Annotated in this window: 22 protein-coding genes; 5 read left to right on the top strand and 17 right to left on the bottom strand. The window is 40.9% G+C overall.

Annotated features, from left to right (window positions below; translation table 11 throughout):
* Position 1: 1 nt before the first annotated feature.
* The 12 genes from AWW67_RS08610 to AWW67_RS08555 all read right to left on the bottom strand — a co-directional run bounded on the left by AWW67_RS08610 (position 2) and on the right by AWW67_RS08555 (position 13,883).
* Positions 2–2,608: an ABC transporter permease gene (locus AWW67_RS08610; protein WP_062301141.1), complete on the bottom strand. Its 2,607-nt coding sequence runs from the start codon at positions 2,606–2,608 to the stop codon at positions 2–4.
* 1 nt (position 2,609) lies between these two features.
* A complete protein-coding gene (locus tag AWW67_RS08605; RefSeq protein ID WP_062301138.1) occupies positions 2,610–2,936 on the bottom strand; it encodes a PadR family transcriptional regulator in 327 nt (108 codons plus the stop codon).
* A 900-nt stretch (positions 2,937–3,836) separates the two neighbouring features.
* Complete coding sequence (locus tag AWW67_RS08600; protein ID WP_062301136.1) at positions 3,837–5,324, bottom strand: bifunctional metallophosphatase/5'-nucleotidase; 1,488 nt, start codon at positions 5,322–5,324, stop codon at positions 3,837–3,839.
* 280 nt (positions 5,325–5,604) lie between these two features.
* Entirely contained in the window at positions 5,605–5,817 is a 213-nt protein-coding gene (locus AWW67_RS08595; protein WP_062301134.1) for a hypothetical protein, read from the bottom strand.
* 37 nt (positions 5,818–5,854) lie between these two features.
* Positions 5,855–6,430, bottom strand: coding sequence for an RNA polymerase sigma factor (locus AWW67_RS08590; protein WP_071387080.1), 576 nt, complete (start codon positions 6,428–6,430; stop codon positions 5,855–5,857).
* Positions 6,405–6,800, bottom strand: a complete 396-nt coding sequence (locus tag AWW67_RS08585) for a hypothetical protein (RefSeq protein ID WP_141655415.1) — start codon at positions 6,798–6,800, stop codon at positions 6,405–6,407. The genes AWW67_RS08590 and AWW67_RS08585 overlap by 26 nt, the downstream gene beginning before the upstream one ends.
* A 305-nt stretch (positions 6,801–7,105) precedes the next feature.
* Positions 7,106–9,967, bottom strand: coding sequence for an excinuclease ABC subunit UvrA (gene uvrA / locus AWW67_RS08580; protein ID WP_062301131.1), 2,862 nt, complete (start codon positions 9,965–9,967; stop codon positions 7,106–7,108).
* Between the two features lie 108 nt (positions 9,968–10,075).
* Positions 10,076–10,570 (bottom strand): hypothetical protein, encoded by a 495-nt coding sequence (locus AWW67_RS08575; protein WP_141655414.1) that lies wholly within the window; start codon positions 10,568–10,570, stop codon positions 10,076–10,078.
* Positions 10,567–11,565: an endonuclease/exonuclease/phosphatase family protein gene (locus AWW67_RS08570; RefSeq protein ID WP_082794003.1), complete on the bottom strand. Its 999-nt coding sequence runs from the start codon at positions 11,563–11,565 to the stop codon at positions 10,567–10,569. The genes AWW67_RS08575 and AWW67_RS08570 overlap by 4 nt, the downstream gene beginning before the upstream one ends.
* On the bottom strand, positions 11,555–12,904 hold the full coding sequence (gene creD, locus AWW67_RS08565) for a cell envelope integrity protein CreD (RefSeq protein WP_062301126.1): 1,350 nt from the start codon (positions 12,902–12,904) through the stop codon (positions 11,555–11,557). Before creD ends, AWW67_RS08570 begins: the two co-directional genes overlap by 11 nt.
* A 53-nt stretch (positions 12,905–12,957) precedes the next feature.
* Positions 12,958–13,266 carry a winged helix-turn-helix domain-containing protein gene (locus AWW67_RS08560; protein ID WP_082794002.1) on the bottom strand — a complete coding sequence of 103 codons (309 nt, stop codon included), beginning with the start codon at positions 13,264–13,266 and terminating at the stop codon, positions 12,958–12,960.
* Positions 13,263–13,883 (bottom strand): hypothetical protein, encoded by a 621-nt coding sequence (locus tag AWW67_RS08555; protein WP_062301541.1) that lies wholly within the window; start codon positions 13,881–13,883, stop codon positions 13,263–13,265. The genes AWW67_RS08560 and AWW67_RS08555 overlap by 4 nt, the downstream gene beginning before the upstream one ends.
* Positions 13,884–14,056: 173 nt before the next feature.
* Here AWW67_RS08555 and AWW67_RS08550 point away from each other — a divergent pair, with 173 nt between their 5' ends.
* From AWW67_RS08550 to AWW67_RS08535, 4 genes are all read left to right on the top strand, one after another.
* Positions 14,057–14,629, top strand: a complete 573-nt coding sequence (locus AWW67_RS08550; protein ID WP_062301123.1) for an RNA polymerase sigma-70 factor — start codon at positions 14,057–14,059, stop codon at positions 14,627–14,629.
* A 57-nt stretch (positions 14,630–14,686) separates the two neighbouring features.
* A complete protein-coding gene (locus AWW67_RS08545; protein WP_062301121.1) occupies positions 14,687–15,670 on the top strand; it encodes a FecR family protein in 984 nt (327 codons plus the stop codon).
* Positions 15,671–15,792: 122 nt separating this feature from the next.
* Positions 15,793–16,425 (top strand): hypothetical protein, encoded by a 633-nt coding sequence (locus AWW67_RS08540; protein WP_141655413.1) that lies wholly within the window; start codon positions 15,793–15,795, stop codon positions 16,423–16,425.
* 101 nt (positions 16,426–16,526) lie between these two features.
* Complete coding sequence (locus AWW67_RS08535) at positions 16,527–17,810, top strand: STN domain-containing protein (protein WP_141655412.1); 1,284 nt, start codon at positions 16,527–16,529, stop codon at positions 17,808–17,810.
* Positions 17,811–17,872: 62 nt separating this feature from the next.
* On the opposite strand, the gene AWW67_RS08530 is transcribed toward AWW67_RS08535, so the two are convergent.
* Positions 17,873–18,568 carry a LytR/AlgR family response regulator transcription factor gene (locus AWW67_RS08530; RefSeq protein ID WP_062301117.1) on the bottom strand — a complete coding sequence of 232 codons (696 nt, stop codon included), beginning with the start codon at positions 18,566–18,568 and terminating at the stop codon, positions 17,873–17,875.
* Positions 18,569–18,576: 8 nt separating this feature from the next.
* Positions 18,577–19,620: a sensor histidine kinase gene (locus AWW67_RS08525; RefSeq protein ID WP_062301115.1), complete on the bottom strand. Its 1,044-nt coding sequence runs from the start codon at positions 19,618–19,620 to the stop codon at positions 18,577–18,579.
* A 206-nt stretch (positions 19,621–19,826) separates the two neighbouring features.
* Between AWW67_RS08525 and AWW67_RS08520 the strand changes: the two genes are divergently transcribed.
* Entirely contained in the window at positions 19,827–20,744 is a 918-nt protein-coding gene (locus AWW67_RS08520; protein ID WP_141655411.1) for a DUF6624 domain-containing protein, read from the top strand.
* A gap of 73 nt (positions 20,745–20,817) precedes the next feature.
* Here the strand turns inward: AWW67_RS08520 and AWW67_RS08515 are convergent, their stop codons facing one another.
* The 3 genes from AWW67_RS08515 to AWW67_RS08505 all read right to left on the bottom strand — a co-directional run bounded on the left by AWW67_RS08515 (position 20,818) and on the right by AWW67_RS08505 (position 23,242).
* Entirely contained in the window at positions 20,818–21,477 is a 660-nt protein-coding gene (locus AWW67_RS08515; RefSeq protein WP_062301111.1) for an HAD family hydrolase, read from the bottom strand.
* Between the two features lie 3 nt (positions 21,478–21,480).
* Positions 21,481–22,185 carry an LOG family protein gene (locus tag AWW67_RS08510; protein WP_053221766.1) on the bottom strand — a complete coding sequence of 235 codons (705 nt, stop codon included), beginning with the start codon at positions 22,183–22,185 and terminating at the stop codon, positions 21,481–21,483.
* Between the two features lie 151 nt (positions 22,186–22,336).
* The gene (locus AWW67_RS08505; protein ID WP_062301109.1) at positions 22,337–23,242 is read right to left on the bottom strand and encodes a TIGR01777 family oxidoreductase; all 906 of its coding nucleotides are present in this window, start codon (positions 23,240–23,242) and stop codon (positions 22,337–22,339) included.
* Positions 23,243–23,488: the final 246 nt, after the last annotated feature.

Genomic DNA, 23,488 nt, shown 5'->3' with positions numbered 1-23,488 from the left:
TTCACTCATTCTTCAAACAGTCAACAGGGTTAATTCTGGCTGATTTAATCGTTTGAAAGCCTACGGTAAGCCAGGAAATTAACAAGGCCGAAATACCTGCCAAGGCAAAGAACCACCATTTCAATTCAATGGAATAGGCAAAATTTTGAAGCCATTGGTTCGAAAAGTAATAACCAATTGGGGTGGCAAGAATGATGGAAATCAGCACTGTTTTAGTAAATGTAACCGTAAGTAATTTTACTACTACAGCTTGGCTTGCACCCAATATTTTTCTGATTCCAATCTCTTTGCTTCTTCGTTCTGCGGTAAAGGTGGCCAAACCAAATAGGCCAAGGCACGAAATGAGAATGGCAATACCCGCCATGTAGTTGGACAATTGGGCTACCTTATCTTCAGTGCTATACAGGGCGCGATAATCATCTTCTAAAAAGGAAGGCTCGAAGTCGTGTTTTGGGTTGAACTTGGCGTAAATCGTTTTGATTTTTTCAAGTGTGTTTACTTCATCTCCTGGTTGCAATCTGACGATAAAATCATCTCCGCTACTCCTGAAGCGGAAAAGCATGGGCTCAATTTCTTGGTGCAATGAGCCATATTGAAAATCACTTATCACACCTATCACTTCCTTAAAGTCATTTGGCGAGGCTTCCAGCTGAAAGCCAATTGGATCTTTTAGTCCCATGAATTTTACTGCGGTTTCGTTCAGCATTATTTTGCTCTCATCGTCATTCATTTCTTTTGAAAATGCCCTGCCTGCTACAAGTTTTAGTTCCAGCGTTTCAACAATGTTATATCCGATTCTTGGCGATTTGAACAGGTGATTGTCATCCTCGTCACCTTCTTTCCATGAGTAGCCACTGCTGTTGTCATTTCCCCAAAGAAAGTCGCCAGACATATTGCCAACATTGGTTACGCCAGGCAATGCTCTAAGCTCTATTAAAAATGGAGTGGGATCGAAATTCTCTGGGCCTTTTCGGGTAAAGGTGATGATGTTTTCACGATCATAACCCAGCGGTTTGCTATAGGTATATTCCATCTGTCTATTGATGGTGATTACCCCAATAATGAAAATTATGGACAGGGTGAACTGCACCACCACCAAGCCTTTTCTGATCCACTCCTCACCCCTTAGGTTGGCTACTTTTCCTTTAAGCACTGCCACGGGCTTAAAGCCTGACAGGTAGAAAGCAGGGTAACTGCCCGCCAGTATTCCAGTGCCCAATACGATGGTTAAAAGGGGTAAAATGAAATTGTTTAAATTGAATTCAAGCTGCTTAGAAGTAAGCTCATTGAACTGAGGAAGAAGCAAAACAACCAAGCCAATGGCCACCAAAAGCGCCAGAAGTGAAAGTAAAATGGACTCTCCTAAAAACTGAAGAACCAAGTCTCTGCGGTTGGCTCCAATGGCCTTTTTCACGCCTACTTCTTTCATTTTTTTGGAAGCTTGCGCAGTAGATAGGTTCATGAAATTGATGCAGGCAATTAGTAGAATAAAAATGGCAATGACCGTGAAAAGCCGAACATTCTCAATTCTTCCGCCCACTTGAATTCCGTTATCATAAGTACCGTAGAGGTAGTTTTTGGCATAGGGCTGAAGGAAGAGGTTTTGCTTATTATTACCTGTTTTTTCATGCATTAAACCCGCAATTTTTTGATTCAATTGCTCGACATTTGCCCCTTCTTTTAAAAGTAAGTAGGTGCGTGCATAACCACCTTTCCAATCTTCGGCCCATTCTTCAGCATCGATCAATATCTGATAATTAACAACAATATTGAATTGCTCGGTGGCATTTTTTGGAGGATCCTTAAACACACCAGTTACCACAAAAGCTTGGTTGAAAAATGAACTCTCCCATTCAATCGTATTACCCACTGCCTTTTCAGCAGAACCAAACACAGTACTGGCTAGCGACTCTGAAATTGCAACTGAGTTTTTGTCTTGAATTATCCTTTCTGTTGTTCCCGAAATCAGCGGGTAAGTCATGACTTGGAAGAAGTTAGGGCTCGCAAAAAGGCCGTTTACTTCAAAGTTTTTTTCGCTGTGGCTAATGGTGCCTTGAGGCCTAAAAAAGTGATTGCCCACCCGCACCGCATCTTCCACTTCAGGGAATTCTTCTTTTATGGCTTGTGCCAATTTGCCCGAGGTATAATCCCATGTGAGCACACTTTCGGGTAAAGTGAAGTTGGTGAAGACCCAATACAATCGGTCGTTTTTCTCATTGAATGTATCTACCGAACGTTCATCATTTACCCAAAGGAAAATGAGTAAGGCCGCAGCTAAACCCGTGGAAAGGCCAATAAGGTTAATTAGGAAAGTAGCTTTGTGCCTTTTGAAACCTCTGAGCGTGATTAATAAATTGTGTTGTAACATACCGAGATAATTGAGTTGATGATTTCCGCCAAGCCCTCTGACCAAAGTAGGGCGAAGCAGTTTTAAAACTTCACGATTGTAAAGCCGTCTAGATTTTTTGACCGAGTACTCAGCTAAATTTTCAGCGAATACTTCCTCCATATCGCCTTCTATTTCTTCTAAAAAGTCTTTTTTCAGAAAGAAGCGTAGAAGCCTTAATGACCAGCGAGGCGGCTGAATATCGTTTTGTGCGTTGTTCAAGTTAGTTGGTGGCTATATTGGGCATGGCTGACCAAAGTTGGGTGCGGATGTCTTTCATTTCTTCCAAAACCCTGTGGGCATAAGGTGTGGCGCTATAAATGCGTTTACGTTTTCCTCGTCTTTTTTGGGTGGCTTCTCCAAATTCTGAAGTCAGAAAACCCTTTTCTTCCATACGTTTTAAAGCGGACTGTATCGAGCCCACGCTCAGCTTTTCTTTGAGTCGATCTTCCAGTTCGCGCTTAATTTCTACCCCATAGGCTTCGGCTTGAAGCACAACCACCGTCATAAGTACTAGCTCTTCAAACTCTCCCAATTTGGTTTTCTTCATTGCTATATCATTCGTAATTGCAGTAAATATAGAAAATTATTTTATTCGTAATTGCAGTTTTTATAAAAAGTGTAGTGGGTATTGAGAAATGAGTAGTGCGTTGGGCGGCTAAAAGTTGCCTTAATGCTAGTTGTTGACAGTGACCTTATATTTGTTATGATGCGTGATAAGATCTCTACGAGATGACTGTAATAGCTGGATGAGATCGGTTTTAGACTGCTTCGTGCCTCGCAGTGACGTTGCTGGGCAAAGCCTGTTCGATCAGTCATACCGCCCCGAAGCTTCGCGGGTGTTTCGGTATCCCACAAAGATATTGGAGGAGCAATTCTTCAACTAATGGCTAATTGAAGTTCTTTATGCTGAGAAGAATAAATAGACACCAGTAGCTAGGTTAAAAATAATACAAGTCCAACCCGCATATACTTTAAGCTTTATACTAATCATGATGGCAATCAAATAGACAAACCCAAAAAAGAACCCTGAAATAATAGGGCCTATAATCCAAAGAAAGCCGCCCAAACCAGCACTATTCGGAATATCAGCACTTAGTACAATCGCTCGGTTGCACCGAGTGATGTTTAGAGTTTTGGCTTGAAGCCAACATACTACGAGTCACTCGGCAAAGCCAAGCGACTGTTAGGTTGTTTTTTAACCGCAAAGAACACGAAGTTTCGCAAAGGTTGGGGTATATGTTGGCTATGCTACTAAAGCCAGCTTTATGGTAGTTGCTAACAAGCCAAGTCATGCTGTAAGCCTCGAAGCTTCGGGGTATTCAGTAACACAAGTAGGAAAGCTATGTTGTAAAGCGTGAAATTCCGAGATTTCGGAATCTACGAGGTGACTGAAATAGTAGATTTAACCGATGTTAGACTGCTTCGTGCCTCGCAGTGACGCATCGGCTTACTTCCTCCTAAAATAAGCCATCACAATATCCCGGACATCGTTTTTGATGCCATTGAAGTCTGGAGGGGCGATGGATTGGTTTTGATAATCTTTGATATACTCAAGGTTGGCTTCGCCACCGCTGAGTACGAAATCAGGAAGCGCCATTTTATAGGTTTTGGAAGTAGATAGCTTTTCACCTTTGATGTACCAACCATCTGCTTTCTTTTCAGCATTGGCCAACTGTAAATAACCACCAATGCCTACGTTGGTTACCGTACCGGTTTCTAAAATGCGTTGTACTACATCGCCCTTTAAATCTACTACTGAAATACCACCTCCAAAAGGGAAAGACCGAAGGATATCGTACTCGGTAATGGTACCAGTAAGCTGATCGTCTAGGCGAATGGAGCCACTATTAAAAATAGCCAAATCGGCTTTGGGTACAGCGAATAAAAATGCCTCGGCTGTCATAATTGGGTAATTGGTGGGGCGATAGCGAATACTGCTTTCGCGCCCATCGAGGGTGTCGGTGGTAGTCATCACAATTTCATTGGGCGTATAACCCATTGCCGCCATACTCTCATTCGAAATATTTACCCATTTGTCTACTAAGGCTTTTACTTCAGTATCTTCCAATATGCTTTCATTAATAGGGATTAGCTCGGAAGTAATACTGGTTTTACCTGTGACTTTATTGTAACTCACCCTGTGCACATATACTGTTTTAGCATTAGCATCGGCTTTGGTCATTAGCGTATTTCCGAAAGTATATTTCATGTTGGCGTGGTCGTGACCTCCCAAAATCAGGTCGAGCCCAGGCACAAAATAAGTAGCCAACGAGTCGTCCATGTCTTCCTCTAAATGAGTTACGCCTACAAACACCTCCGCTTCACTTTTTATGCTATTATAAACTTCTTTCATCGACTCATACTTGTCGGTATAGCTAACATAATCCTTTTTAGTAAAGGGTACGGTACTACCAAAAAATGCAATATCCACTCCATCAATGGTTTTCATTATGTGGTTAGGAAAAGGCTGGCCGTTCTGTGTCCAAGAAACGGTGTCATCATTTACGACATGAAAAACATTGGTGGTGGTCCATTGAAACTTCGACTCTGCAATTCGCTTGATCAGTTCATTCTCTTTAATGTCGAACTCGTGATTACCTGGTACAACAATATCAACACCCACGGCATTCATCACCTCTACCATCTGTTTGCCTGCAATTTTTTCTCCTTCATAAGTAAGCGTACCAATTAAAGAAGGGCTTACAAAGTCTCCTGAAAGAATGGTAAACACATTCGGGTTTTCCTTCAATAAATTTTTTCTCACTGTGGCTACACGCGCCATTCCACCTACTTTGCCTCCTTCTAATGAAGCAATTTCATAGACATCATTCATTTGTAAAACAATGAAATCTACCGTGTCCGAAGATTTCTTAGAAGAACATGAACTAGAAAAAATAAAAAAAACAGACAGGAAAAAAAGGGAAAGTCGTTTCATGAAGATGCGTTTTTAAACTTGCAATAAAGTTAGTAAAAATGAAGTTTAAAGCCCTAGAATTTGGAACACTTAAAGCGAAAGGTGGGGTATGGCAAAGCCTAAATCGGGGTGCAATCACAGTCTTCTTTTGGGCTACGGTCTGACCTTCGGTACCGACAGATTACACAGGAGACTATTCTAAGGTCGGCACCGAAGGTCAGACCATGAATATTAATCTTAGGGCTTACTTTATGGTTCGAAAGGTCAAATTCACTCGGCAAAGCCAATTAGATAACCACCCTTATCCAGTCAATTCATCGCAATAAAAACCTTGGCTGGTCAATATAGTAATAACGGTTTCGGGGGCTACTTCTTCGGTTTCAACCCGTAAGATTTTATCGCAGTCTTCTAGGTCAAAATTCCACTCTTCGCTAGGCAATAAGATATTCAAAAATGAGCCCACCTGCCGCACTTCTTTTTTACTGGCTACGGAAGTTTTAAAGACATGAACCATGGTGATTGTTGTTGTATAGTTTGAGGTATTCTGATTATTAATCGTTTATCAGTTCTTCGTAAGTTGTTTTGAGGTGCTTGCGAAGAAACTTAACGGCATAATGTTTTCTTGAAAGCAAAGTGTTGATGGAAATTCCTGTAACTGCTGAAATTTCTTTTACAGGCACCCCTTCCAATTCAGTCAATTCAAAGATTTCGCGTTGTTCAATAGGCAGCTCCGTAAGCGCAAGTTCCAGTTCTTCCCACATCAATGACCGTATATAAACATTCACCGGACTGTCCGCTTCATCTGTTTGGGGAAATAGCGAGGCAATCACACCTTCCGAATCATCGCCATCGTGTTCCATAGAAAGAGGCGCTTCCTTTTTTTTCTTGTTTTTATTCACAATCAAGTTTCGGGCAACGCGAAATAGCCAACCAGAGATATTTTCAATAGGATTATGCGTGGTGTCCATAGTTTTCACGAACTGAAAAAACACATCCTGAGCAATATCTTCAGCATCCTCTGTAGAAGGAACTCTGTTCTTGATAAAAGAGCGGATTCTCGGCTGATGTTCTTTAATCTGCCTTTCTACATTTTCCTTATGCTCAGTTTTGCTCACGGTCAGAACCATCGTTTTCTTTTACGTCTGAATCGGAAAAACAATCATTTTTATGCTCCATCCATTGCGCGAACTTTCTTTTTTTGAACCATTCTTTGCGTTCCTCTGAACTCATGGTCTTCCATTCTTCACGACCTTTTAAGTCACTCCATTTGTGTTTATGAGAATGTTTCTTTTTACCCCCAATTCCTGAAAAAAGTATTCTTGAAAGGATGAAGAGTCCTAAGGCCTGCCAAAAACTAATGGTGGTCAAACCAAAAATTTCTGGCATTAACCAGTTCCATAAAAGCATGATTACGGAACCAAACAAAAACAACGCTGCTGCGCCAAATACAGGGAAGAAAATGTACTTGTACTTATATATAAATTTTTTCTTTCTCATTTCAATCATTAATTATGTTCTCTTGTATAGGTAGACAAATGAGGTAGAAAAATATTTTAAGGAAGTGAGATTTATTTTTAATATGAGGAACAATCGCTCGGTTGAACCGAATGATGGTTAACGTTTTGGGTTGAAACCAACTAACGACAAGTGTATTGTCCTGAAATAGGTTGCCTATAACCTTACGGAAAAGTTAACCCATTTCAAGAAGTGACCGCTAAAAATTTACATTCTCACAGATACATGAAGACGTGCACTGGTTACCGGCCATCCGATTTCCTGATCTCTGATCAACTGATAACTGACTACCCCAGTTCTTCCTTCAAAAACTTAGCCGTATAGCCCTTCGTGCTTTTGGCTACTTTTTCGGGGGTGCCTTCGGCTATAATCATTCCGCCTTTTTCTCCACCTTCTGGGCCTAGATCAATCACATGGTCTGCGACTTTCACCACATCCATATTGTGCTCAATCACCAAAACCGTATTGCCTTTGTCTACCAATCGGTTGAGTACATCCAGTAAATGTTGAATGTCCTGGAAGTGAAGACCCGTGGTAGGTTCATCCAAAATATAGAGGGTTTTTCCCGTGTCTTTTTTGGAAAGTTCTGTCGCTAATTTTACGCGTTGTGCTTCCCCGCCTGAAAGTGTAGTGGCGTGCTGGCCAAGCGAAATGTAACCCAAACCAACATCGTTTAGGGTTTGAATTTTGCGCAAGATTTTCGGCATGTGCTCGAAGAACTCTACCGCTTGCTCTACTGTCATATCGAGCACATCAGAAATCGATTTACCTTTGTAGCGCACCTCTAAAGTTTCGCGATTATAGCGCTTGCCTTTACAGGTTTCACAAGGCACATGAACGTTTGGCAAAAAGTCCATTTCAATCAACTTCATTCCGGCACCCTCGCAAGTTTCGCAGCGGCCACCTTTTACATTGAAAGAGAAACGCCCAGGCTTATAGCCTCTAATTTTGGCTTCTGGTAATTCGGTAAACAACGAACGGATATCGCTGAAAACGCCAGTGTACGTAGCAGGGTTCGAACGTGGCGTTCTACCAATTGGCGACTGATCTACTTCAATTACTTTGTCTATATTTTTTATACCCTCGAAGCTGTCATACTCCATTGGTGTTTTTCTGGAACGGAAAAAATACTGGTTCAGAATTGGAAAAAGTGTTTCGTGAATCAAGGTTGATTTTCCACTTCCAGAAACGCCCGTAATGCAAATCATTTTACCCAAATCCAGCTTGAGCGTTACGTTTTTAAGGTTGTTACCTTTCGCGCCCTTCAGCACTAGTTTTTCTCCATTGCCTTCTCTTCTTTCCTTCGGAACCTCAATTTTCTTTATGCCTTTCAAATAATCGGCTGTGGTGCTGCCTTGCGACAAGAATGAATCGGGTTCTCCTGCAGCCACCACATTTCCACCATGACGACCTGCGCCCGGCCCAATATCGATGATGTAATCCGAAGCCAACATCATGTCCTTATCGTGCTCAACCACAATAATCGTGTTGCCGATATCGCGTAAGTCCTGAAGGGCTTTGATCAACTTCACATTGTCTCTTTGATGCAGCCCAATACTCGGCTCATCCATGATATAAAGCACTCCGACCAGTTGCGTGCCAATTTGGGTCGCTAAACGAATCCGCTGTGCTTCACCACCAGAAAGGGTTCTGAGGGGTCTGTCTAACATTAGGTAATTCAAACCCACATCGAGCAAGAAGCCGATGCGTTTTCGGATTTCTTTAAGCACTTCCGTAGCAATAACCTTCTGCTTACTTGTCAGTCGCTCTTCTAGGTTTTCGAACCATTCCCAAAGGGTGTCAATGTCCATTTGAGCCAGTTCTGAAATATTCTTTTCTGCAATTTTAAAATGCAGTGATTCTTTCTTTAGCCTTGCACCATTACATTCAGGGCAGGTTTTTACCGACATAAAGTCTTCAATCCACCTGCGCGTTTTCTCTGTTCCTTCGTCTTTTTGTTTCTCAAGAAAAGAAATTATGCCTTCGAATTTGGTGTTCCATTCCGTGCCGGGATACTTCTTTGAACTTACCGCCACAGCCACGTCATCGCCATATAAAAGCGTATGCATTACCTCCTCAGGAATATTCTTTATAGGGGTGCTAAGGCTAACCTTGTAACGTTTGAGGATGGCCTCAATTTTCTTGAAAATCCAGATGTCGCGGTAGTCGCCAAGGGGCGCAATTCCTCCACGGCTAATGCTCAACTTATCGTCTGGAATTACGGCTTCACGACTGATTTCTTCTACTTTCCCTAACCCGTTACAGCTTGGGCAAGCACCGTATGGCGAATTGAAAGAAAAGGAGTTTGGGGCAGGTTCGTCATAAGACAAGCCGCTTTCTGGGTCCATTAAATACTTAGAGAAATGATGGACTTGATCGTTTTCATCACTCACCATAATGACACCTTTTCCATGTGTCATGGCAGTTTTTACGCTTTGTGCAATGCGGTAACGGTCTTCTTTCTTAGCGACAATTCGATCGACCACAATTTCAATATCGTGGGTTTTGTAACGATCCACCTGCATCTTTGGCTCCATGTCCATCACTTCACCATCGATACGCACTTTGGTGAAACCCATTTTTCGAATCTGCACAAAGAGTTCGCGATAGTGCCCTTTTCTACCTTTCACGACTGGCGCCAAAAGGATCAATTTCTTTCCTTCAAAGTTTTCAATCAGGTGGTCAATTACTTGATCCTCCGACTGACGAATCATTTTTTTGCCTGTGTTATAAGAATAGGCTTCGCCCGCACGGGCATAAAACAAACGGAGGAAATCGTAAATCTCGGTAAGTGTGCCCACGGTAGAGCGCGGGTTCTTTGAAGTGGTTTTTTGTTCGATGGAAATTACCGGACTCAGGCCGTTGATTTTGTCTACATCGGGTCTTTCCATATCGCCAATAAAAGAACGAGCGTAGGCCGAAAAGCTTTCCATGTACCTGCGCTGACCTTCAGCATAAATGGTATCGAAAGCCAAGGACGATTTTCCAGAACCAGAAATACCGGTAATTACTACCAGTTTGTTTCGGGGAATTACCGTGTCAATATTCTTGAGATTGTGTTCTCTCGCCCCGAAAATTTCTATGTTTTCATGACCAGAAAGGTCTATTGGAGCGAGATCGATTTTTACGTTTTCCTTGAGTTTTTCCATGGATGTGCTGCCAAAAACAGACAATTGGCAAAGGTCAGGATTTACAGATGGAATTACAACTTAGGGTTGATTATTAATGTTTGGATGAAGGGCTAATTATTAGGTGTATCAACGGCTCACTTTTTTCCAACGTTTGAGATCCACCTTGTTTATATCAACTTCTCGAACCCATTGAAACCAAGGTGTGAAATCAGAAACCATGATAATTCGCCTTTGATGTGAGTCATAGTTCTCCTCAAGAATGATCTTTCTATCCGAATAGTACTTGTGCTCATATAGAATTCTTTCTCGATCGTTGAAGCCCTCACCGAGAAAAACGAAAATCATGGCCGTGACCCAAGTGAAGAGCGTAAATCCAATCCCTAAAATAAAACTAACAAACCAATATCGCTCTTTTCTATTTTTCAAATAGTCTATAAGCACTATGAAAGCCACAGCTACAGGAGTGCTAAATACAACGAATATTATAAAGTCAGTTTCAAAGCCATCATCTCTGAATATAAAAGGAAAGTACTGTCTCAATAATAAATACCCCAACATCAAAGGTATGTAGCACAAACAGAGTTTGAAAGCCCTTCTCATTGCCAACTCTCTATCCATCACATCCCCCTCAATTCATAAGTGCCCATTATTGCGAGGTGATCTGAAGTGATTTTGACGGAATCCAAAGAGCGACAACCAATCCCTTTCGAATGGAAAATGTAGTCAATCGGGATTTGGGCTAGGTAAGGGTTCCAAGCAGGGAAAGTTGGAGTCAGCTTTTTACGGCTATCCTGCAGCTCGGTAGTCGATTTGAAATTCTTCAATCGGTTGTCCCAAGGCACAGTGTTGAAGTCGCCAAGCACCAGAAACTCGCCTTTCTTTTCACTGATGTATTCCTTAGCGATGTTCAAGTGTTCGTTGCGGGTATTCCACTTTAATCGCGTGGTTGGCGAACGGGTATGCAAGGCCAAAAAGTTAATTTCCTCCTTATGCATTTTCACCTTTCCGATGATATTGGTGGTGCCTGCCCAATCCACGATTTCAGTATCGATTAGTGGATGTTTACTGAACACCGCAATCCCTTGGCTGGCATCATCATTACTCACCACTTTGGAAAACGGATAATCATTCGCTAGCCCTTTCTTTAATTCGGTTGCCCATTCAGCACTTACTTCCTGAAAGGAAACAAAATCGGGTGATAGCTGGATGACCCGATCAATCGTGCTTTCATAGGCTTCGTTGGTTGCCAAAACATTGAACTGAAGCACTGTCATCTGCTCTTTTCCTTGAGTGATTTGATAGCCCAAACTGATGGGGCTATTGATCTTTATCAGCAGCAACAGATAAATAGAAAAGTTGATGCCTGCCAAACGGTAATGGTGTTTAACAATCCAGATGATACTCAACAGGCCATAGACCAACATGGCCTGAAACAAGAAGGATTGAAACAGGGTAAGTGTAAAAGTATACGTTGGGATCAGCAACAAAAGCGCAGGCAATAGCAGCACAGCCGCCAAAGCCCTTTCTTTATTTTTAGGCTGACGCATGAGGCAGTACATTCTGAGCAAGAAAAGCCCGAAACGGATTAATATTTTGAGTTTTAACTTATGACGCATGACTAATGATTTCTTTAGATTTGATATTATACCAATCAACTTTTCTAGATAAATACATGCAGCACCCGAGCACCAAAACGAGTCCAAAACTACCTACCAAAAGGGCAAAATCTTCGAGTTGAAGTATGACGAAAATGAAGGAATAGATGAGGGTGAAGAAGCCAAACATGACCATTGCCAACTTTGAGCTTTGCAATATTGATTTAGCGTAGAGCGAAACCATACCCACAATAATAGCCGAGGCAATTAAGTAAGCGTTGTTAAACCCAACTTGTTCCGAAAGGGATAACAACAGGGTGTAGAAAACGGTTAAAGCCAACCCAACAAGAATGTATTGAATAGGGTGAATCCGCTTTTTATTCAGAATTTCAACAAAGAAGAAGGTAATGAAAGTGAGAAACAGAATGAGGATGGCATATTTAGCCGACCGTGTGTTGCGCTGATAGTTATCGACTGGCTGATAAAGGTCAACGCCAAAACTGGAATTACTGATCTGATGCGCTTTTCCTTCCCATTGTTGTGGGTAATTTCTGTTCAAGTCGAAGACCGACCACTCCGCAGTAAAACCATTGTCGGTAATGTTATAATTATCGGGTAAAAACTGACCGCCAAAACTTGGGTGCGGCCAAGTAGAAGCCAAACTAATATTCGTGGTTTTGCCAATTGGGTTGAAGGAAAGCGACTCGGTTCCGTTGATATTTAAATCGAAGGAAAAGGGAATGGATTTACTCTCCGAATCGATTGCCACTTTACTGTTGACTCCAGAGCTCAATAAGTCTTGAACAGGAATTCCCGAACCCGCACGATAGGTGTTTTCTCCAAATTGAATCTGAATATCAGATTGGATACCCGCCATGTCGGGAATACCGATAGACACAAAAGCTTCTGACCAAAGAATGCTTTCCTCTTCCACTTGAAAATTGCTGAAGTCCAAGGCCTCGAATTGACCTTCTGCACTAAGCTCAGAATTGTAAACGATTACTTCGTAAATCCCACGTTTCCTCTTTTCAGGGTTCAGCTTACCTTTTACATCCAGCTTTGAGGGAAGAAAATGAGCGTAATGTTTGGTGGTATAAGGCCCCTCAACTCCTTTGTGAGTTCGGTTAAACGGAATGGTGAGAATAGGCCCAGTGATCTCAACTGGTGCACCCCACTTTTGAGAAACTTCTTCTACTGCTTCGATCTGATTAATTTTCCTTTCGCTGATCAACGATTTGATCATTGAGTTGGGGATTAATAATACGGCAATTAGAAAACCGATGGACAGCAACTTTATGCTTACTGAGGTTTTAATGTTGTTGTTAATTTTTTCGAAAATTGACTCTTGTTTTTCTTCCATGATAATTGATTTTAAAAGTACTTTGCATTTCAAAGTGAAGGGGTAAAAAAATATTACCCTCTACCAGTTTGTTCTTTAATTAAAGCCTCTAACGCATCGATATGCGCCATAAAGGCCACCTTGCCAGCTTTCGTGGCCACGTATTTCGTATTGGGTTTTCGGCCCACAAATGATTTTTTCACTTCTATATATTCTTCTTTTTCCAAGGCCTTTAAATGGCTGGCCAAGTTACCATCCGTTACTTCCAGTATTTCTTTCAGGCGGTTAAAGTCCATCTCTTCGCCTGCAATCAATGCGCTCATGATGCCCAACCTCACCCTGTTTTCAAAGGCCTTATTTAATGTATGTATGTTAACTTTCAACGTTCGTATTTAAAGTACATGACCGCACCGTATACAATGTGCATTACGCCAAAACCCAAGGCCCAAATAAGCAAGCCATAACCAGGGCTAAGACAAGCCAAAAGCCCAAGGCCTGCTTGAATAATGCCCAAATAGCGAATATCTCTAAAGGTATACTTGCTGGCGTTAATCAATGCCATACCGTAAAAGATAAGCGTGGCAGGCGCCATGAGCGAAATAAAGCCACGAGTATACAGAATGATCACGAAAAGGCCACCGATTACCAGCGGAATCATAAGATTTAGAATTACTCTTTTTGCGCTATCGTCCCAAGTTTTAACTCCGTGCTTCTTAGCTTTTTTGGTGGTGAAATACACCCCTGTGCCCACAGCCAGAACAAATACGGCCACTAAATCTACAATTAGCCATGTCAGGTTTTCTGACACTTGGCGCTGACTGAGCATGTCGTGGTAGAGAATGGTACTGCTGTTGTAAATTAGCTTATTGGCAATGAATGCACCAATCAACGCATAAATTCCGGCCAAAATCCCCGTTAACCCACTTAGCGAAATAAACCGTGAGGATTTCTCCATAATGGAGCGAATCTCGGAGATGTCTTTCAAGTAATCCTTTTCCATATTAAAAGTACTTTGAAATACAAAGTAAATGATTTGTTTTGATGGTGCAATATTATCCTCAAAAAAAAATGTTCTAGTTTTACGACTGGAAGTCCAAGCAAGCTTTTGCTGTAGACTTCTGAGGTTCAATCATTCAGGCGCTTAATAAATAGGCATTTTTAACCGAGCATATTTTGACCGATAAAGCATTAATTGACCAAATCAAAAACGGAGACGAACGTGCTTTCGAAAGTCTATTTCGAGAGTACTTTAAAGTGCTTTCTGTTTTCGCTAAGAAATTTCTGAATGATCTGGATGCCGCGCAAGACATTGTGCAGGAAGTCTTTGTCAAGTTTTATGAGCAAAGAGAAAAACTAGAAGTTCATACTTCGCTCAAGGCGTTGCTGTACCAATCGGTGCGCAACCGATGCTTGGACCAAATCCGCAGTACACAAACCCGTAGCGGCCACCACGACAATATTCTAGCGGCTTCTTTCGGAGCCGATATCGATACTTCTGATTTTATGGAGCAGGCGGAACTGGAACAAATCATTCACAATTCCATTGCCCAGTTGCCCGAACAATGTCAGCTCATTTTTAAGATGAGTCGATTGGAAGGGAAGAAGAATCAGGAAATAGCCGATGAACTGGGGATATCGAAACGCACGGTAGAAACCCAGATCAGCAATGCGCTCAAACGCCTTCGACTCGATCTTTTTGAATACTTAAAAGCATTGATAATCATTGCTTTAGAAATTATTTCATAAAATTTTCAATTGGGTCTACGTGTGTTTTATCACTAGGCCGTCTTATTACTGAACTCAATGAAAAACAGAAGCACCATAGATGAACACCTGCTGCTTTCCTACTTAAAGGGAGAAGCCACTGAGGCTGAACTTCAGCAAGTGGAAGCTTGGTTGGCGCTGGATGAAGGCAATGCTGCTTTGCTTGATAAATGGAAAAAGGCTTGGCAACATGCGGACGCCATGGCTGATTTTGCTGCAATTGATGTAGACAAAAACTGGTCGCAAGTACAGCGCAAGATTCAACCTAAAAAAGCCAAGCAGGTATTCTTGTTGCCAAAAATATGGCGCGTGGCGGCAGCCATTTTGCTGATTGCTACGGTAGCGTTTTTAGGAAGGGAATTTATGAACAATTCTGCTGGAGAAATGCAGACCCTAATGGCGGCCAGCTTAAACGGTGAAGCCGCTATACTTCCAGATGGCTCTCAGGTATGGCTAAAAGAAGGCTCTTCGATTACTTTTCCAGAAGAATTTTCTTCTGATCAAAGAGAAGTAACATTAAAAGGAGAAGGCTTTTTTGAAGTGGCACACAATCCTGCACAGCCTTTTATAGTAAAGGCCAAACAGACAGAAACTAGGGTATTGGGCACCTCTTTCAACTTAAATGCTTCGCAAGAAGGTGAAAGAATTGAACTGGTTTTAATGACAGGAAAAGTAAGATTTTCTACCCAAGATGAGGTGGTAGTATTAGCTCCTGGCGATCAGGTGGTGATTGATGAAGGTGGTAAACTTTCCAAAAAGGAAAATTCAAACGGAAATTTCTTGGCTTGGAAAACAGGCACTTTGGTTTTCGAAAATACCCCGATGAAACAAGTAATGGAAGATATTGCCAATGCTTATGGCATCACCTATGAATTTGAAAATATAGCCTTTATGAATTGCCCACTGACGACAAGGTTCGAAAATGAATCAATAGAAAATGTGTTGCAAGCCATTGAAGCCCTATTCGATATAGAAATAGAAGAAAATAACGGAGCATATATTATTAAAGGAAACGGATGTTAACGTAGAATCAATAATCAAAACAACATATACACTTTGCTTTTCAAGAATTGGTCGTTCGCGGAAGTAAAGTGAAAAGGTTAAAAACTCAAAAAACAATTCAACAACAGTCAAAAACAAAAATTATGAAAACAACAATTTTAACAATCGCACTTCTGCTGATCGGATTCAGCACAATGGCCCAAGAGCCCGATCAAGAATTCAGAACCATTTTCAACAACAACGGTATTCGCAGTAATGGCGGTTACGGAGCCGTAACTACTGGCTACTCCAAAATTGCCGATCGACATGCCATTTTAATGGGTGGCCATGGCGCTTGGCTTATCAACCATCAGTTTGGTTTGGGTTTTGGCGGAACCGGCTTTGTTACCGAACGCAAAACCGACACGCAATTGAACGACAGATACTCTGTAGCGGGTGGATACGGAGGTCTTAGAATGGAGTTCATTGCCATGCCAAACAGTCCAATCCACCTTTCGTTTCCGATACTCATTGGCGCTGGCGGGGTTACTTATGTTGAAGCTGGCAGAGACTATGAATTTGCGAGGGAAGAAGACAGCCAAGCCTTTTTTGTAACCGAAGCCGGAGCAGAAATTGAAATAAACGTGATAAAGTTTATGCGACTTTCGTTTGGCGCACATTACCGTTATACTTCTGACATCGACTTAACGTATTTGGATACTGGCGCTCCAATTATGGATAAAGATGCCTTGCGCGGATTAAGCGGAACCATAAGCCTTAAATTCGGTAAGTTTTAAGAAATTGTTAAACCCAACTGGTTTTTAAACTAAACTACAGACCTTTGGTCCAGTAATTATGCTGGGCCTTTGGCTTTTTAAACTGATATCAATTAAACAGTATGTTCTCTAGAGTTATCTTCATTTGTTTATTCATGTCTTTTGGCCTTGTGGTCATGGGGCAAGGAGGAAATGATGTGCTGGGGCGAAAGGTAACTTTGAATATTCGTGATACTTCAATTGAAGATATTCTGAAATCGATTGAAACGGAAGATTTTGCTTTCACTTATTCGGCAGAAGTATTTGATGTGAAGAAAAGAGTTTCCCTCAATGTGAAGGATGAAACCATTGCCAATATTCTAGAAATATTGTTTCGTGGCCAAGGTATGGAATGCCAGCAATTAGGGAATAAATTATTAATTAGGAAGAAAAGGGTTCCGAAAGAAACTGTGCCAAAATCAGACACCGCGAAAAATAAAACAGCTTCCACACCGCCTATAAAGCCTTCCATTCAAAAAACAGTAAGCCCGGTTATTGAAAAAGAACGCGAAGAAACCTCAGTAACAGAAGCAAAAAAAGAAACGGTGGTTCCTGCCATAACCGAACAGCGCAGTAAATCGACCATTGGAAACACAAGTCCTTCTACAGCAGCATTAGCGCTAGAAAATTCCAGAGCAGAATATTACCAAGAAGAAAGAAAGCAGACGGAAGCGATTGTGAATACCTACAAAAACTATGCTCTCGCCCCATTACTTTTTGTACCCATTTATGAAGTACATCCTAGGACCTTGCTCCCTATCGAATTCAAAGGTGAAATTGTGACGGAAGAAGTAGCTCAAAAGGAGAAGGAACCCAAGCCCGAGAAGCCAGCAAAGGATAATAAGTTTAGAATGAACTTGGCGCCCATGGTTGGCTATTCTGAAATTGGAGATCGGGACGCTATTGTTCTTGGAGGTCATTTGGTGTATAATCCCACAAAGAATTTTGGTATTGGGGTAGCTGGAAAAGGATTCATTACCAGAAATGAACCAGATTTGCAATTGGGTGCCGATTATTCTTATTCTGGCGGTTACGGAGGGCTACTTTTAGAAGCTACATTGTTTCCAGACAAAGCCTTTCACCTTTCATTTCCGGTAGTCTTTGGCTTAGGAGAGGTTATGTATAACAGTTTACAACCGCTCACAGGCTTAAACACTATTGAAGACCAAAGAACAATTTTTGTTTTTGAACCTGGTGCCTATTTAGAAATGAATCTGATCAAGTATTTGCGTGTGGGATTTGGAGCAACTTACAGAGATGCATCAACTGCAAACCTAAAATACCAATCTACTGATCAACCTATTTTAGACAAAAATGGCTTGGATGGTTTGAGCATTAATATCATGGTCAAATTCGGAATATTTTAATTTGGGCTGAAAATTTAAATGAACCCTCCAAGAGTTTGAAACTCTTGGAGGGTTACACTTTCTTATAAGGAGAGGGCATTGGCCACCTGTACTTTATAAGATCTGCTGATCGGAACTTCTACTCCTTTAACCACTAGGTGTTCCTTGGTAAAAGAGCTGATGAGCTTCTTCATCACAATAAACGATCGGTGAGTTCTAAGAAATACGGTCGGGTCTAATAATGATTCTACTTCTGTAATACTCGTTCTGGTAATAATTGGCCCATTAACTGTGTGCACCATCAGCTGATCATTCATGCTTTCCACATAAATAATATCATCAAAATTAATTCGGACGTTTACACGATTAGAAACCACATCGAGATAGCCTTTTGTTTCAGAATGGGGCCTTGACGGAGCTAAAACACCACTTTCTTTCAGATACTTTTCTACCGCCTGTCTTAGCCTTTCAGCAGAAATAGGTTTAAGCAAATAATCTACCACTTGTAAATCAAAACCTTCAATAGCATACTCTCTATGCGCGGTTGTAAAAATAACTTTCACCTCTTTGCTTAAGGTTTTGGCCAATGTAATTCCAGAAACATCTGGCATGTTTATGTCTAAAAACAAGAGGTCAATCCGTTCTTTGGCCATGAGGTTAAGCAGTTCAATCGCGTTTCTACATTTGCCTACAAGCTTCATCGAATCAATTTCCGAAAGATGAATTTCAAGAATTTGCCGAGCGGTGGGCTCATCATCAAGAATGGCACAATGGATCATGGCTTATTTTAAACTTGGTCTATCCTTAATTCTACTTTATAAACGCCATCCTTATAGCCGGTTTTCAAAGAATGACGATTTTCATAAATAAGATTCAGTCTGTTTTTGATATTCTGAAGCCCAATACCGGCTGTGTTTTTATTGGACTCAGTGGCTGAATTCTCAACTACAAAGAAAATGGCTTTATCAGTAACCTCTAACTTCAACTTAACAGTAAGCCTGTTTTCATTTCGGACACCATGTTTAAATGCGTTTTCTACAAAAGGCAAAAACAGCATAGGCGGCAAAGAAATAGCATCCGTTATTTCATCAAACTCAATACTCACTTCTAGACTATCTTCGAATCTAATCTTCTCTAAACTTACGTACTGCTTAATGTGCTTCAGCTCATTTTTAAGCACCACTTTTTCTTTGTTTACACTATAAAGAATATAATCCAACAGTCCCGAAAGTTTTAATATGGTATCAGGTGTTTTTTCAGACTTCGTCAGGGCCATACCATAAATTGTATTGAGCGTATTGAACAAAAAGTGTGGCTGAATTTGAGACTTCAGAAAGTTAAGCTCTTGCGATTTCAAATTTATTTCCCCCTGAAGTAGTTTCTCTCTAAAGTCATGGTTTTCATCTTGAATTCTCCTATGCTCTTTCCAAACGTATATAAAGGCAGCAATTGAAAGGACTAACAAGTAAAGGAAAAATGTGGAATAGAAACTCTTGATCAAGCTTGGCATTCCTTCCGCCTTCATTCCAGGAAAATATCCAACAATTACAATGTTAAAAAGCAAGATCAGTAATGCGCTGGCCAAACTGATTAAAATGGCTCCTTTAATAAAGCCGAGTTTAGATCGTTTGGCAATGAGTGAAGTCAAAGCAAACTTGATCAGCGCCCATATGGCCACCACAGAAAGCAAGGAAAAGAAGCTTGAAAAAACTACGATAATCAGCCAGCCGCTAGTACCAAAACTGAGGGTTAGAGCGAAAAACAACCACACCAGTAGCCCAAATAGTGCGTATGGCCTGCGGCTATGTTCTTGGTTAATCATAAGCTTCATAAAACTTGAATTTATATGAAAGACACAATCTTAGCATATCTGATTTCATAACCCAAAAAACAATGGATTTAACCAATTAAACAGGGTTTTCGACTGAAAAAATCAGCAAGAGGGTAAATGCTGTCTGTTTCTTGCCAAAACCTATAACTGATTTCAAGTTCAGCAATTCCAGTATCAAATTGTGTCAAAAATTAATCTAGAAAAATATGAAACCTCTAACGACACTCTTATTAATGATGCTGACGAGCACTCTTTGCTTCAGTCAGGCCGATGGAAAGAAACTTTTAGAAGAAGGCAATTTAGAAGGCGCTATGAATGCATTTGGTCAGGCATTTATGGCCAACCCAAGCTATACGGAAACGGCTTACCAACTCACAAAAACATTGGCCTTAATGAATCAAGTAGACACCGCTTTCTATTTTTTGAATGCTGCGCTACAGGATGACAACAGCCTAATACGCTTAGCCGATTTTAACCTATACTCGCTTACCACAAGCCCCAAATGGAAAGCGATAGAAGACAGACAAATTGAAAAGTTTCAAAGCGCCCATGGTCAACTTAAAAACCCAACGTATACCAAAGCGCTTCTTTCCATCATCATGAAAGATCAATCGTTGGATTATTATGTAGATTTTGCCAAGGTTGAATTCTCAGAGAAAGGGCACATTCCTCATTGGTTTTACCCTATCATCTTTCTTAAAAATGAATTCATAACGAATCAGAATTTTGAAGAAATGAAAAGCCTGATTAAGAAATACGGTTGGCCAACATATTCTATGGTAGGCAAACTGGCCAGCGATGCCCCGCTTTTGGTGATCAACCATCATCCAGACGATCAGGTGAGAAAAGACTATTTACCGATGATTAAAGAAGCTTGTGAAAGTGGAGAAGGTAGCTGCATTGAGTACGCCAAAATTTACGATCGCATTTTGGTAAACGATGGCCAGCCGCAATTCTATGGAATGCAGTTTGAGTTCAACGCAGACAGAAAACTCGTTCCGGCTACAATTGAAAGCCCCGAATATGTAGACCAAAGGCGCAAAGCCATAGGCCTAGAACCCTTGAAAGACTATTTGAAACGAAGAATCAATTTCAATTTTGAGGTAGCTCAGAAGGAAAAGTAAAGTTAATTTGAAGGCAACAGTTTAAACCAACTCTACGCCCTGTCATAATGGTTTGGGGTTGGTTAAGCTATAATCAACGGCCTATATATTTTATAAGCTTCCTAGCCAGTTCCTCATGATTATTTGCTAGATCAAAAACGCCCAACTGTTTCAGCTTTTCACCATGACCCGGCTGAATGTGACTTCCCCCTAAAAACCCAATAGTGGTTAACCCTGCTGCCAATGCAGCTTGAACACCTGTAAAGCTATCTTCTACTACAATGATTTCTTCTCGCGGAATTTGAATCGTATCAATGGCCAACAGATACACTAAAGGGCTAGGCTTTGCTTGGGCCACCATTTCAGCCGAAAACACCCTATTTTCAAAATGATGACTTGCCCCTATTTTCTCAAGGGCTTCGGTTACATAATGTGCTGCACTGTTCGATACCACTGATTTTGGGGTAGAAATCTGAGTGAGCAAATCTGATATTCCGAAAATAGGTCTGACTTTAGCCTTAATTTGCTCATCAAGCAGAGGCACAATGGCCTCTGTTTTCAAGCTTGCTTTTAAGTGGCCTTCTGCCTTAAGTTGGTTAATAATATTGGTGAAGGTTTTACCCGTGTGTTGAATAATAAACTCCTCCACCGAGATGTTCACCTTTTCACTGCTCAACCAATCTACCGTTACTTCAGCCGCTACTATTTCTGTATCAATTAATACTCCATCGCAATCAAAAATGATATGCTTCACTGATTAGAAGTTCGGAGTAAGTAGGTACTTTGAATAGAAGTCATCTATTACTTTCACCGCTTCTTCAGGAGTATCTACCAAGTTAATAAGATCTAAATCTGGTGAGCTAATATTACCTTCTGTTAGCATTACATCTCTAACCCAGTCGAACAAGCCAGCCCAGAATTTTTTACCTACCAATACAATTGGAAATTTTCCGATTTTATTGGTTTGAATTAGGGTAATGGCTTCAAACATTTCGTCTAGCGTTCCAAAACCACCAGGCATAATTACAAAGCCTTGTGAGTACTTTACAAACATCACTTTTCTTACAAAGAAGTAATCGAAAGAAATGAGCTTATCTGGATCGATATAAACATTGCTGCCTTGCTCATGAGGTAGTTCTATATTTAGCCCAACCGATTTACCATTTTCAGATTTTGCCCCTTTATTACCGGCCTCCATTATACCTGGGCCTCCCCCAGTGATAACTCCATAACCATGGCGCACCAATTTAGCCGCAATTTCTTCGGCCATTTTGTAGTATGGATGATCTGGCTTAGTACGGGCCGAACCAAACACGGAAACGCAAGGTCCAATTTTGGCCATTTTTTCAAAGCCTTCTACAAATTCGGCCATCACTTTAAAAATTACCCAAGAATCATGGGTTTTAATCTCGTTCCAATCTCTGTCTTGAAACGCCTTTTTAATTTTATCTTCGTCTGTCATTTTCTTTATTTAATTAATGGCAGGCAAATTAAAGGGCTTTTCCTTATTCGCCAGCCTTATTTTATTGAATATAATAATTAGGTCAAATTGAATTTTTTAATAAAAATGGAAGAAGGCTCTTCAACATTTAAAAATGTGACCATTTTACAACTTACTTGTTTTTTGCTAAATCTTCCAAAGCATTTTGCAGCCTTGTGAATTTAAAGTCATAACCAGTTTTATTGATTTTGTAAGCGCTCACTTTATTGCCTCCGGTTACCACCTGTGCCATTTCGCCTAATACTAGGTGCAAAACAAATTTTGGAACAGGAATTGGCACATAGAGTTTCCCAAATGCTTTTGCGGCCCTTTTCGTAAATTCTTTATTAGTTAAAGGCTCTGGAGCAACTGCATTGTACGGGCCAATCATGTTTACATCCTCCACTGATTTACATAAAATTCTAACCAAATCACTGATATGTATCCAGCTCATATATTGTTTACCACTGGCCAATGGAGCCGCCACTGGTGGGGCTAGTAGTTTTGGTAAAGCGCCCCCATCATTACTCAGCACCACTCCAATTCTAATTTGAACTACCCGAATACCAAGTTCAGTAAATCGGCTAGTTGAATCTTCCCAAGCCTTAACAACATCGGCTAAAAAATCGTGCCCTGCTGGTGAATCTTCTCTAAGGTTTACATCGCCAGTATCCATGCCATAATAGCCTACGGCCGATGCCGCTACCAAAGTTCTTACCGAATGATTTGTGTTCTTGAGCTTTTCATAGAGCAAATCAGAGGTCTGCGTTCGGCTTTTTAGTATTTCCTCTTTTCGCTCTTTTGTCCATCGCTTATCGGCAACCCCAGCCCCCGCTAAATGTATAAGGGTATCTACGCCATCAAAAGCACCCTCTTCTACATAGTTATTCTTGTAATCCCATTGGTAAACAGGAACGCTTTCACCTTTGCCCTTTGAACGACTTAGCAAACGCACCTGGTGCCCTGCTCCTTTTAAAAGGGTAACCAGCTCGGAACCTACCAACCCTGTTCCTCCAGAAATTAATATTGACTTAGACATAATTATATGGTTTTAAAAGTTGGTATGAGTTGATACTTACCCTAACCCATCAAAAACAGAATGGTTTTAGCCAAACTCGCAGTTTATAAAAATCAACGATTTAGCCTGTATTACGAACAGTTAATCGTTAAAGTTGGCCTATTCAATGTATTGACTACTTTACGTTACGTTAATGTTAAGCTAACACTTCTGAATATAACATTAGTCTCATAAACGTTTAATACAGGTGTAACCTACACTTTACCT

The organism is Roseivirga seohaensis, from assembly GCF_001592945.1.
GTDB lineage: Bacteria > Bacteroidota > Bacteroidia > Cytophagales > Cyclobacteriaceae > Roseivirga > Roseivirga seohaensis.
The sequence above is the reverse complement of the archived record's forward strand: the minus strand, read 5'-3'. Positions and strand labels throughout refer to the sequence as shown.